The sequence below is a fragment of the Flagellimonas sp. L-11 genome, from assembly GCF_056857735.1.
In genome coordinates this window covers 82,201-94,927 of the sequence record NZ_JBSXNR010000059.1, presented here as the reverse complement: position 1 = coordinate 94,927, position 12,727 = coordinate 82,201, and the positions used below count along the sequence as shown (strand labels likewise).

At 41.6% G+C, this 12,727-nt stretch carries 12 protein-coding genes; 2 read left to right on the top strand and 10 right to left on the bottom strand.

The window, feature by feature from the left end; translation table 11 throughout:
• Nucleotides 1-66: 66 nt before the first annotated feature.
• Nucleotides 67-759: a peptide-methionine (S)-S-oxide reductase MsrA gene (msrA, locus tag AC13CC_RS09905; protein ID WP_326277797.1), complete on the bottom strand. Its 693-nt coding sequence runs from the start codon at nucleotides 757-759 to the stop codon at nucleotides 67-69.
• A 324-nt stretch (nucleotides 760-1,083) separates the two neighbouring features.
• Here msrA and AC13CC_RS09900 point away from each other — a divergent pair, with 324 nt between their 5' ends.
• A complete protein-coding gene (locus AC13CC_RS09900; RefSeq protein WP_482877566.1) occupies nucleotides 1,084-1,320 on the top strand; it encodes a hypothetical protein in 237 nt (78 codons plus the stop codon).
• Nucleotides 1,321-1,490: 170 nt separating this feature from the next.
• On the opposite strand, the gene AC13CC_RS09895 is transcribed toward AC13CC_RS09900, so the two are convergent.
• The 8 genes from AC13CC_RS09895 to AC13CC_RS09860 form a co-directional block, all read right to left on the bottom strand.
• Nucleotides 1,491-2,708: a sensor histidine kinase gene (locus AC13CC_RS09895; RefSeq protein ID WP_326277793.1), complete on the bottom strand. Its 1,218-nt coding sequence runs from the start codon at nucleotides 2,706-2,708 to the stop codon at nucleotides 1,491-1,493.
• A 158-nt stretch (nucleotides 2,709-2,866) separates the two neighbouring features.
• Nucleotides 2,867-6,229, bottom strand: a complete 3,363-nt coding sequence (gene secA, locus AC13CC_RS09890; protein WP_326277791.1) for a preprotein translocase subunit SecA — start codon at nucleotides 6,227-6,229, stop codon at nucleotides 2,867-2,869.
• Between the two features lie 134 nt (nucleotides 6,230-6,363).
• On the bottom strand, nucleotides 6,364-6,588 hold the full coding sequence (locus AC13CC_RS09885; RefSeq protein ID WP_013551418.1) for a DUF2795 domain-containing protein: 225 nt from the start codon (nucleotides 6,586-6,588) through the stop codon (nucleotides 6,364-6,366).
• A gap of 125 nt (nucleotides 6,589-6,713) precedes the next feature.
• Entirely contained in the window at nucleotides 6,714-7,271 is a 558-nt protein-coding gene (locus AC13CC_RS09880; RefSeq protein WP_326277748.1) for a cob(I)yrinic acid a,c-diamide adenosyltransferase, read from the bottom strand.
• Between the two features lie 99 nt (nucleotides 7,272-7,370).
• Nucleotides 7,371-7,532 carry a hypothetical protein gene (locus tag AC13CC_RS09875; protein ID WP_326277746.1) on the bottom strand — a complete coding sequence of 54 codons (162 nt, stop codon included), beginning with the start codon at nucleotides 7,530-7,532 and terminating at the stop codon, nucleotides 7,371-7,373.
• A gap of 17 nt (nucleotides 7,533-7,549) precedes the next feature.
• Nucleotides 7,550-8,047 (bottom strand): hypothetical protein, encoded by a 498-nt coding sequence (locus AC13CC_RS09870; protein WP_326277744.1) that lies wholly within the window; start codon nucleotides 8,045-8,047, stop codon nucleotides 7,550-7,552.
• A 37-nt stretch (nucleotides 8,048-8,084) separates the two neighbouring features.
• Entirely contained in the window at nucleotides 8,085-9,956 is a 1,872-nt protein-coding gene (locus AC13CC_RS09865) for an ABC-F family ATP-binding cassette domain-containing protein (RefSeq protein ID WP_326277742.1), read from the bottom strand.
• 22 nt (nucleotides 9,957-9,978) lie between these two features.
• Entirely contained in the window at nucleotides 9,979-11,148 is a 1,170-nt protein-coding gene (locus AC13CC_RS09860) for a lipoprotein N-acyltransferase Lnb domain-containing protein (RefSeq protein WP_482877564.1), read from the bottom strand.
• A gap of 102 nt (nucleotides 11,149-11,250) precedes the next feature.
• On the opposite strand from AC13CC_RS09860, the gene AC13CC_RS09855 reads away from it, so the two are divergent.
• Entirely contained in the window at nucleotides 11,251-11,976 is a 726-nt protein-coding gene (locus tag AC13CC_RS09855) for a CDP-alcohol phosphatidyltransferase family protein (RefSeq protein ID WP_326277738.1), read from the top strand.
• Between the two features lie 2 nt (nucleotides 11,977-11,978).
• Here the strand turns inward: AC13CC_RS09855 and lptB are convergent, their stop codons facing one another.
• Complete coding sequence (gene lptB, locus AC13CC_RS09850; RefSeq protein ID WP_293168263.1) at nucleotides 11,979-12,719, bottom strand: LPS export ABC transporter ATP-binding protein; 741 nt, start codon at nucleotides 12,717-12,719, stop codon at nucleotides 11,979-11,981.
• Between the last annotated feature and the right edge of the window lie 8 nt (nucleotides 12,720-12,727).

Here is a 12,727-nt window from a genome sequence, read left to right as displayed (position 1 = left end):
CCAAGGAACCACCTCGAACTTACTTCAGGCCATTGTTTCTTCACGGCCACAACCTACCTTCCAATTTTAGTGGGCATCTTCTTTTAGGTAGGACTCAAAATTCTTTTTAAAACGATTCAATCTTGGGATTGATACGTTTCTGATATAACTGTTATTTGGATTTCGTTTTTCATAATCCTGATGGTATTCTTCCGCTTTGTAAAACTTTTCAAAAGGTTCCACTTCTGTTACAATAGGGCGATTGCCATAAATATTTTCGGTTTCCAGCTTGTCAATATAGTCTTGAATAATCTTTTTTTCCCTATCGTTTTTATAAAATGCGATGGAACGGTATTGTGCGCCACGGTCAGGTCCTTGCCTGTTTAGGGTGGTTGGGTCGTGAGAACCAAAAAACACTTGGACCAACTGTGTGAAAGAGATTACTTCTGGGTCATAATATACTTCTACCGCCTCCGCATGATGGGTTCTACCATAAGAAACCTGCTCGTAGGTCGGGTTTTTCTCAGAACCGCCAGAATACCCTGAATACACTTCCTTGACTCCCTTAACACTTTCGAAAATGGCTTCCACGCACCAGAAACATCCACTGGCAAAATAGGCGGTCTCGTATTTCTGAAGTTGTCCTGAAATCAATTTGGTCTCCAAATGAGGGTCGGATTCTTTTTGGGCAACTTCTTGTTTGCCCGATTTGTTTTTGGGCTGGCAACTTATGGATGCCAATAATAGCAGCATTAAAAATGGAGTTCTCACGATTTTCATTTTAGTTTCTTGTTTAGTTGCAATAAGGTACCAACAATTACTTGGCCGGCCGTTAAAAAATGTTAATCATTTTTATTGATTGTATTTTCCTACAAAGAAAAGAAAATATACCACAATGTTCTGTAAGGGTTTGGTGCTGCGGGTTTATCGATAAAATGCACATGCGTTCGGTGTGCTGTTTTTAGGGGTAAAAACGTTCGTCGAAGATAAAAAACACTTCATCCGAAAAAAAAATATTCACCGAAAAAAACGGGTTGTTGAGCGATGGAAATCGAGTTGAGCTTGTGCTTGAAAGTAATTTTACATCACAAAACAAACAGAACAATGAAGACAATTTTCACCATCATCGCAGTAACTTTTTTAGGAACTATGGCTTCTGCCCAAGATATTTCCAAAGAGGCCAAAGTGGATGCCCTTACAGTAGGAGTTGAGTTGGATGTAACAATCAACAACACTATTAGAAAGGATAGAAAAATGGTGAGATTGTACAAATTTAAGAACTCTCGAATCAAAAAGGAGCTTTCATTCAAAACCAAAATGAACAGGGCTAAATTGGCATAATCATGATATTGGATATTTTAATACCCTTTACGGTGTTTTTGAGCGTTGCCTTTGTTTTGGCAAGCATAGCCTTTTCCTTCAGGGAAAGAAAATTTATAGAAGTTTAAGTTTATATCAAAATAAGTATTGGTAAGGTCGGTTTTAAACCGGCCTTTTCTTTTGTAAAAACTTTAATCCACAGAGTTGAACTGTTCTATCACCTCTTCAAACTCAATAGTGTAGTGCGTTCCTTTTTTGGAGTAATCCCTACTGATGGAGCCCCTAAGTTGGCGTGCTAGATTGTAAATAAGTTTTAATCCTAAGGAATTGGATGTTTTAGGATTGATTTCTTCCGAATAGCCAACTCCATTATCACCTAGATACATTTTGTAGCGGTTATTCTCCATTTTTTGGACGGAGACATGGATTTCTCCATCATTTCCCTCTGTGATGCCGTATTTTAAGGCATTGGTAATGGTTTCGTTAATGATTAATCCCAAAGGGATTACCGTATCAATGCTCAGTTTGTAATCCGATATGTCCAAGGCAACCTTTACATTTCGGTTGCTTCCTTTTACCGACCTTACCAAATAATCACAAAGTTCCCTTACATAGGGTTCCAATTCTATTTTGGAAAGATAGTCATCTCGTTTATAAAGCATCTCATGGACCATGGCCATGGATACCACACGGTTTTGGCTGCTTTTTATGATACTGCTGATTTTACTGTCATCTATTGCCCTGGATTGCAGGCTCAGAAGACTGGAAACCGTTTGCAGGTTGTTTTTTACTCGATGGTGGACCTCCTTTAACAATGTTTCTTTTTCCTCGATGCGCTCTTGGATTTCGTTTCGGGATTTGTACAGTTTATGGTGTGCTCTCAAGAGGTTTTTACCAAAAACTCCACCCAATAGATATACGGCAAACATAGCACTCAAATAAGCGAACCAATCCCTCGCTTCCACAGGAACGGTATTTTCCGAAATCTTAAAATCCCCTGTATCGTAGAGGAACAAAAGGGTGAGTACCGCTAAATTAAGGATTAGATAGAGTTGACCAAAAACTTTGGTAGTGACATAGCCCGCAAAAACAATTATCGCCAAAACAAAAATAAAGGGACTTTCGATTCCTCCACTGTAAATTGTGATAATGAGCGCCCCCAGCATAGAAAGAATAGAAGTGGAGTTATAGGTAAGCACCAAATTCTTATGCTGTTTGTACAAAAGGGTGTTCAGTAAATTGATGAAGGCATAACCCAAAAAGGTGTAGGGTATGATTCCTCTTATATCCAAAAAGAAAAAACACAACAATCCGAAAACGGCAGCAAAGAAGGATGAATTGTAATTTACCTTAAGTATCAAATCAATCTTGTCTTGTAACCTATATGTATCCTTCCTAGGAATTTTCATATGCTGCGTGTGAATGTTCCTCTGCCACAAAAAAGCTGAAAACGGTGTGGTAGAGTAGCTTAATGGGGTGTTTTACGCTGTAAATCTAACCATGTTTTTGATATAAAAAAAGTGGCAGCTTAATAACTACCACCTTTAAAAGCTTTATTTGAGTTTTTCTAGTCGTTGACCAGAACCCATTCTCCTTTGTCTATCAATGGTTCGGCCTGTTTGTATTTTAACGTTTTGCTTTCCCCGGACATTACATTTTTAATGGTAACCCTTTCGTTTCTGCCAATTTTCGGTTTTTCCCGCACAATGGTTTCTGTTATCTGGGGGCGTTGTCCTTGCGTTTGTCCAGCTGCTCTGTTTTGCGCTGCCAATTCGTCGCTGTTCGGAATTTCCTCTTTTGTGGTCTGAAGTTTTTCCTTTGGTCTGCGAACATTTCTGGCTTCTTGGATTTGAGATGTGTTCTCCGATGGCAATTCTCCTTTGAAAAGGAAGGATATTACTTCTCGGTTTACTTTGTCGATCATTTCCTTGAAAAGTTCAAAAGCTTCAAACTTATAGATCAATAACGGATCTTTTTGCTCGTGAACGGCCAATTGTACGGACTGTTTCAATTCGTCCATTTTGCGTAAGTGCGTTTTCCAGGAATCATCAATAATGGCCAGCGTTATGTTTTTCTCAAAATCGGTGATCAACTGCTTTCCGTTGGTGTTGTAGGCCTTTTCCAGATTGGTCACAACGTTCAAGGATTTGATGCCGTCCGTAAAAGGAACTACAATGCGTTCAAACTTGTTGGACTCGTCTTCATAAACCTTTTTGATGACCTGGAAGGCAACGGTGGCACTACGCTCCATTTTCTGTTTATAGAAATCGTAGGCTTCATCATTGATTTTGTTCGCGATTTGCTGAAAGCTCATTTTCTTGAACTCCGCTTCGCCAATAGGCGAGGTGATCGAGAAGTACTTGATGAGCTCGAACTCAAAGTTCTTGTAATCATCGGCCATTTTATTGGTCTCCGCAATGGCTTCGCAAGTGTCGTAGATCATGTTGGCGATGTCCACCTTTAAGCGTTCACCCTCCAAAGCGTGCCTTCTTCTTTTATAGATTACCTCACGCTGTGCATTCATTACATCATCATACTCCAACAAACGCTTACGGATACCAAAGTTGTTTTCCTCAACCTTTTTCTGGGCACGTTCTATGGATTTGGTCATCATGGAATGCTGGATGACCTCACCATCTTCCAAGCCCATACGGTCCATCATCTTGGCTACACGGTCCGACCCGAACAAACGCATCAGGTTATCTTCCAAAGAAACATAGAACTGTGAACTGCCTGGGTCTCCCTGACGTCCGGAACGACCTCTCAACTGCCTGTCCACACGTCTGGAATCGTGGCGTTCCGTACCAATAATGGCCAAACCGCCAGCTTCCTTAACTTCCGGGGAAAGTTTAATATCGGTACCCCTACCGGCCATGTTGGTGGCAATCGTCACAATTCCACCTTTACCCGCTTCGGCCACAATGTCCGCCTCTTTTTTATGGAGTTTTGCATTCAGTACGTTGTGTGGAACCTTGCGTACACTCAATAATTTGGACAACAATTCCGAAATTTCAACGGATGTGGTACCTATCAAAACAGGTCTTCCTGCTTGTGAAAGTTTGGTCACCTCATCAATGATGGCATTGTATTTCTCCCGCTTGGTCTTGTAGATCAAATCATGCCTATCGTCACGGGCGATGGGTCTGTTGGTTGGAATTTCCATTACATCCAACTTATAGATCTCCCAGAATTCCCCTGCTTCCGTAACTGCTGTCCCTGTCATACCGGACAGCTTGTTGTACATCCTAAAGTAATTTTGCAGCGTAACTGTCGCAAAAGTCTGGGTCATCGCCTCGATTTTCACGTTCTCCTTGGCCTCAATGGCTTGGTGCAGTCCGTCCGAGTATCTACGGCCATCCATAATACGACCGGTCTGCTCATCCACGATCATTACTTTGTTGTCCATTACCACATACTCCACATCCTTTTCAAAAAGGGTGTAGGCTTTCAACAATTGGGTCATGGTATGGATACGCTCGCTTTTTACGGCAAAATCCTTGAAGAGTTCTTCCTTGAGCTCGGCTTCTTTTTCAATTTCGAGATCTTGGTCCTCAATTTTGGCTATCTCGCTACCGATATCGGGCATAACAAAAAACTCTTTGTCCTGGTCTGTTGAGATATACTCCACACCTCGATCGGTAAGTTCTATTTGATTGTTCTTTTCATCGATCACGAACAATAGGTCCTCGTCCACTTTGGGCATTTCCCTATTGTTGTCCTGCATGTAGAAGTTTTCCGTTTTCTGAAGCAATTGCTTAACGCCTTCTTCACTCAAAAACTTGATAAGTGCTTTGTTTTTTGGCAGCCCGCGGTGTACGCGAAGCAATAGGAAACCTCCTTCTTTGGTGTTTCCTTCTTTTATCAGCTTTTTGGCCTCTGCCAATACGCCGGTTAAATGCTGACGTTGCTTTTGTACAATGTCGGATACCTGCGGTTTGAGCTCGTTGAACTCGTGGCGGTCACCTTCGGGTACGGGACCGGATATGATCAATGGCGTACGTGCATCATCAATAAGTACGGAATCCACCTCATCCACAATGGCGTAGTGGTGCGGACGCTGTACCAAATCATCGGGCGTATGCGCCATGTTGTCGCGCAGGTAATCAAAACCGAACTCGTTGTTGGTACCGTAGGTAATATCAGCATTGTAAGCAGCCCTTCTTCCATCGGAGTTCGGCCTGTGCTTGTCAATACAATCCACGGAAAGGCCATGGAATTCAAATATGGGTGCCATCCAAGCGCTATCCCTTTTGGCAAGGTAATCGTTAACGGTTACCAAGTGGGCACCTTTTCCTACCAAAGCATTAAGGTAGAGAGGAAGCGTGGCCACCAAGGTTTTTCCTTCACCCGTTTGCATTTCGGCAATTTTTCCTTGATGCAGGGCAATACCACCGATCAGCTGCACATCGTAGTGGACCATGTCCCAGGTCACTTCCTTACCAGCGGCATCCCATGAGTTCTGCCAAACCGCTTTGTCGCCTTCCAACGAAACATAATCCTTGTCGCCCGACAGCACTCTGTCGAATTCACTAGCTGTAACGGTAAGCGTTTCATTGGCCGCAAATCGTTTCGCAGTTTCCTTAACTACGGCAAATGCTTCGGGGAGGATATCGTTGAGTGTTTTTTCGGAAATACTGTATGCCTCTTCATTGAGCTTATCGATTTCGGAGTAGATTTCCTCGTTGCGATCAATGTCGTTGGAATTTTCCACTTCTTCTTTCAGCTCGGCAATTTTATCGTTGATTTCCTTGCAATCTTCGGCTATTCTGGCTTTAAAGACGGCTGTTTTTTGTCTTAGTTCATCATGTGACAATCCTTCCAGTTGTTGCTCAAAGGATTTTATCTCGTTAACCAAAGGTTGTAACGATTTTACATCCTTCTCCGATTTATCTCCTACAAATACCTTAAGTACGGAATTAATAAAACTCATGAAATGTTTTTTCTTTTGATTGTCAAAAGCTGTTCCATTGATGGGATTGCGATGGAATACTTTTGCTAGGCTGTCAAAATTACATAAAAAAAAGCCTCAAATGAGACTTTTTAACGGGGTTTGTTCTTTCGGATTTAATATTCGTCCTCATTCCAGAGGTAGTCCTCTTCGGTGGGATAATCCGGCCAAATTTCTTCGATGGATTCGTAAATCTCGCCTCCTTCTTCTTCCATCGATTGTAAATTTTCTACAACTTCCAACGGCGCTCCTGTTCGAATCGCATAATCTATCAGTTCGTCTTTGGTTGCTGGCCAAGGCGCATCACTTAAATATGAAGCTAGTTCTAACGTCCAGTACATAGTAACGGTTTGATTTATAATTTTTTGCAAAAATAATTTTAAAACCCAATCTGCCAAGTAAAAACATGATTATTTAAAAATTATTTTGTTGTTCACAAAACATTTGGGTTGAAAAAACGATTTTGTCAGTCCAACTTCTCAGGAATCCACTTGACTTCTTGAGCTTTTAAGTCTTTTGACAATTTGCGTGCCAATACAAACAAATAATCGGAGAGGCGGTTGATATAGGAAAGCACATTGTTTGGAACAGGCTCATTTTCATGCAGATAGGATATCATACGTTCACCACGGCGACAAACCGTTCTGGCGATATGACAGTATGACACGGTGGTGTGTCCTCCCGGAAGGATAAAATGCGTCATTTCCGGAAGATCTTCGTTCATTTTGTCCATTTCCTGCTCCAAAAGTTCGATATCCTCGGAACTAATCCGCGGAATTTTGAGTCTTTTATCCTTTTTGGGCTCGGTGGCCAATATGGAACCTACCGTAAAAAGCTTTTCTTGTATCAGGGCCAGCGTTTTTTGGGAATGCCCGTCCATCTCTTGACCGCGTAAAAGACCCAAGTATGAGTTCAGCTCATCTATGGTGCCGTAACTTTCTATACGAACATGGTGTTTGGGTACGCGGGTCCCTGTAAATAGTGCTGTGGTGCCCTTATCCCCTGTTTTGGTGTATATCTTCATGGTGTTGGTTATCAATGTTCAAGAATCAATTGACAATTATCCGTAATAGCTGTTTATAAGATTTTGGAATGTTATTGTTAATTGCATAATGATTATTGCTCATTGCTCTTTGTTTTTATCGTGTTGTCTTTTACCTTCCATAAACCTTCGGGACTTCCTGCGTTTCGTTGCTTTTCTGTTTCTGAACAGGATAATTAAATAAATGAGCCCCAAAACGGCCAATACATACCAAATGGTGTTATCTGATGCTATATTTTCCATAACCTAAAATTACCGTTTTAAATCCGAATCGTGAAATGTTCCTTTACCTGCTCCCTTCTGATGGAAATAAGTCCGCAATAATACATATCAATACTTACCGTAATCCCTGGTAAGGCAATCAACTGGTTCCATTGTTCCAAATTTTGATGGCTAACATAAATTGAATCCACTAAAATTAGGCTGTTGTTGTGCAATTTTCCTTCGGAACGTAATTTTTCAAAGCTGGAAGTACTCAATTCATTCATAAAAAGGAGGTCAACAGTGTTTTTATCAAACTGTACCTCAGGAAAATTTTGTTTTACCAATTCCCTGAAGGATCTATTATTTACCGAAATACTATCAAAATTGAAATAAGCAATGGTCTTGAGTAACACATTGATGCTTTTGTTCTTGTGAAGCCTTTTTTTGGAATAGAGGCATTGGGTCACATAACTGAACACAAAAGGGGAGTGGACCCCGTGTTGATTGGTGGATTTAACCAGAAACTTTAGGTATGATAGTATTTTAAAAATCATTGCGATTACACCCCTGAAGCCCCTCAAGGGGGACAATTTATCCTTCTATAATGGAAGAAAGCTCGAACCAGCGTTCTGTTTTTTCCTCAATGGCGTCCGTAATTTCTTTTAGTTCAATGGACAGGCCGGCAATTTCATCCCCATCCAGTTCGGGGTCGGTAAATTTATTTTGGAGCACTCCTTTTTTCTCTTCCAGTTTTTGGATGTCCTTTTCCAGTTGCTTGTATTCCTTCTGCTCCGCATAGGAAAGTTTGCCTCCACTGGTGTCCCTCCAATTATTTTCGGTTTTTTCTGAAGAAGTGGTCTTGTTTTCCCTTTCCTCAAGTACTTTGCTATTCTCGTAAACCCTGTAATCGGAGTAGTTGCCCGGAAAGTCCTCCACAACCCCTTCTCCTCTGAACACGAACAAATGGTCCACAATTTTGTCCATAAAATAGCGGTCGTGAGAGACCACGATCAAACATCCTGGAAAATCCAACAAGAAACTTTCCAGTACGTTCAAGGTAACAATGTCCAGATCGTTGGTGGGCTCATCCAAAATCAAAAAGTTTGGATTTTGAATCAGTACGGTGCACAAATACAAGCGTTTCCGTTCGCCGCCACTTAGTTTTTCAACAAAATCATACTGTTTTTTACGGTCAAAAAGAAAACGCTCCAATAATTGTTGCGCAGAAATTTGACGTCCTTTTTTTAATGGAATGTAATCTCCGTACTCTCGAATAACATCAATTACTTTTTGGCCCTCCTTGACAGGAATTCCCTTTTGGGTGTAGTACCCGAATTTTACGGTATCGCCAATCACCACTTTTCCTCCTTCAATATCTTCCTGTTGTGTGAGGATATTCAAAAAAGTGGATTTCCCTGTTCCGTTTTTTCCGATGATTCCGATTCGTTCACCTTTGGTGAAGTTGTAATCGAACTTATCCAATATGGTTTTATCCCCATAGGATTTTGAAACATTGTGCAATTCCAAAATCTTGCTTCCCAAGCGTTCCATGTTCAGTTCCAATTGCACCTCGTGCTCTTGGCGACGTTGGTGGGCACGTGCTTTTATTTCGGCAAAATCATCAATACGGGATTTGGATTTTGTGGTACGGGCCTTGGGTTGTCTCCGCATCCAATCCAGTTCCTTTTTGTACAGCATTTTGGATTTTTGCTGTTCAACGGCCTCACGTTCCATTCGGGCTTCTTTTTCGCTTAAATAATAGGAGTAATTGCCCTTGTAGGTGTAGAGTTGGTTGTTGTCCAGTTCCAAAATTTCGTTGCACACCCTGTCCAAAAAATAGCGGTCGTGCGTCACCATAAACAAAGTGATGCTTTCCTTGGCAAAATAGGCTTCCAGCCATTCGATCATTTCAAGGTCCAAATGGTTGGTGGGCTCATCCAGAATCAACAAATCGGGTTTGTTGAGTAGGGCATTGGCCAAGGCCAAGCGTTTTTTTTGCCCCCCAGAAAGCGTACTTACCTTGGCATCGAGTTTGGAAAGCTGTAACTGAAAAAGGATTTGTTTGTATTGCGTTTCAAAATCCCAGGCATTATGTCGCTCCATGGCCTCGAAGGCTTTTTGGTATTGTTCGGTATCATCTGGGTTCTCCACGGCCTTTTCGTAAGTGGCAATAACCCTTAAGATTTCATTATCGGTAGCAAAAATGGTCTCTTCAATGGTCAGGTTTGGATTCAAATTGGGTTCCTGCTCCAAAAATGAAATTTTTATACCCTTTCGTGTAGTTACTTGGCCAGTCTCCGAGCTGTCCTTTCCGGACATTATATTAAGGATTGAGGTTTTCCCGCTTCCATTTTTGGCAATAAGAGCAATCTTTTGGTCCTTATTGATTCCAAAAGAAATATCGGAGAAGAGCACCAGCTCACCATACGATTTTGATATGTTTTCGACCGTTAATAAGTTCATGGGTATTGTTTGTGGGCCAACTTTATAATTTGGAATACTTGATCATGTACAGGTATCGGATGGCCAGGGTCAAAAGTAACGGAATAAGCACAGGAGAAAAAATCTGTACTTTAATTATCCACAGCAAAAGCATGATGACCATTAGCCCTAGGGCGGACCATAAATATTTTGGTGCCCATTTTGGTACTTTATCTTGAAACACTACAACAAAGGCAACTATCATATTTACGGGTAATGCCCATAAAATGTTGAAATTGTATGGGGTAGAGGTATGATCTGCCGCTACCCAAAGTAGGAATAAGAACGTTCCTGCAAATCCAGTTATGAACAATAGGGAAAAGTCAAACCAACTGCTTCTTGCTTTGTACTTGTAATCAAAATAGGTGATGATACCGGTAAACGCCATCAGTAAAATAAACCAAAACAACGGGGAGAGCGGGAAAAAGCCTTTTGGGATGTGTTCATTGTAATCCAAAACTGTGCGTTCTCGCTTTACCAATGGTTTTCCGTTTAAAGTGGTGTTTCGAAACTGCTCCATGGCGTAGTAGGGCAAAAACATGTGCTCTTGTACGGTGGCCTTTCTATCTACGGGCGACCCAAAGGCCAAATCAATACCAAACATGGACCAGGTATTCACATCCAAAAACTGACGCACCAATTGTCGGAAAGTATATCTTTTCCCTAAATGGGAGTCATCAAAAACAATGGCGTCACCAAAGTGATTTTTTAAAATATCACCTGTTATGCTGGAACAGTTGTTCAGCAAAGGGTCGTATAGGTAATCCCGGTTTTCGGGCAGATAGTTTTCTTCAAAAAAAGCGAGGAGCTGGTTGCGTTGTTGTAGATCAAGGTCCAAAATTTGCTCTTTTACCCATCTTTTCTCCAATTCGTATTCGTACAGAAATGCTTCAAAACTTCTACGGGAAAGGGAATAAATCATTTTCCCCTTGGTGAAATTCAGGTAGAAATTAGGTTGGTTAAAGTCGAAAGTACCATAATTATAGACCACATCAATGCCCAGGGCGGGGTCCTGCACCCGAAATGCACTATGTCCAAAGGCAGAATAAAGTTCGTCGCCGGCCGCACAGGTAAGGAGGCTTATTTTTGAATTGTCCCTAAGTTGGGGAACTTGGGAAAAGAGGAATTTCCCGATGATGAAGCAAACAAATAAAAGATGGAGCTTTCGTCTCATTCTGATTTTTATCAGAGCAAATATCAGAATAAAAATGACTCGGTCTACCATACCTTGCCCACAGTTTAATTTTTCCATTATTTTTACGGAAATCTTAGTTGTATGAAGTCCTATATTCCCAATTTTTTAACCTTGCTCAATGTATTGAGTGGCTGCATTGCCACAGTGTTTGCAGTACTCAATCATTTGGAGTGGGCCGCACTTTTTGTGTTTATCGGGATTTTCTTTGATTTTTTTGATGGATTGGCGGCTCGTGCTTTGAATGTGCAAAGTGAGATTGGGATACAACTTGATTCCTTGGCAGATGTGATTACAAGTGGCCTGGTACCTGGAGTGGTTATGTTTCAATTGTTGAGCATGGCAGAACGCGGTGGATGGAACCTTGGGTTTATAGGCCATGATGCAGAGATTACTTTGTTGCCCTTTGTTGGGTTTGCAATTACCCTGGCTTCGGCATACCGATTGGCCAAATTCAATGTGGACGAAGATCAGGTGTCTTCTTTTGTTGGATTGCCCACACCCGCCAATGCACTTTTGATTCTCTCGCTGCCTATGATTCTCTTGTACCATAACAACGAGGTGCTGAACAACATTATCCTTAACCCCTGGTTTTTGGTGGTTTTGACCCTTTTGAGCTCTTACTTGTTGAACTCGCCCATCAAACTATTTGCTTTAAAGTTTAAGAACAGGAGTTTTAAGGACAACGGGATCCGTTATTTGTTTATCATTGGAAGTTTGGTGCTCTTGTTAACACTACGCTTTTTAGCGATTCCTGTGATAATTCTCTTTTATGTTTTGGCCTCTTTGTTGATGCCTTCGGAAAAGTAGCTTTAGAAATCCAATTTCTTTTTCCGTAGCTCAAAGTTCTGGCCCAAGTATACTTTCCTCACCATTTCATCCATAGCAAGTTCTTCGGGAATCCCAGCTTTTAGAATACCACCTTCGAACATTAGATAAGAGCGTTCGGTAATGGCCAAGGTTTCCTGTACATTGTGGTCGGTGATCAAAATACCGATATTTTTGTTCTTCAACTGGGCCACAATGCGCTGAATATCCTCCACAGCTACGGGGTCTACCCCGGCAAAAGGCTCATCCAACAAAATAAATTTAGGGTCGGTGGCCAATGCACGAGCAATTTCGGTACGTCGGCGTTCACCACCAGAAAGTAAGTCTCCACGGTTTTTACGGATGTGTCCCAAGCCAAATTCATCAATTAGGGACTCCATTTTCATGTGTTGCTCTTTTTTGCTCAAGTTGGTGAGCTGCAAAACGCTGAGGATGTTTTTCTCTATGCTCAGTTTTCGGAAAACCGAGGCTTCTTGCGCCAAATAACCGATACCGTGCTGTGCCCTTTTGTACATAGGGAAACTGGTAATGTTGGTGCCGTCGAGGTAAATATTTCCGCCGTTGGGTTTTATCAAGCCCACAATCATATAGAACGAAGTGGTTTTACCCGCTCCGTTGGGCCCCAAAAGCCCAACAATTTCACCTTGGTTTACTTCTAGGGATATGCCCTTAACAACTTTTCGGCCACGGTAGGCCTTCATTATATTTTCTGCGCGTAGCTTCATAGGAATTT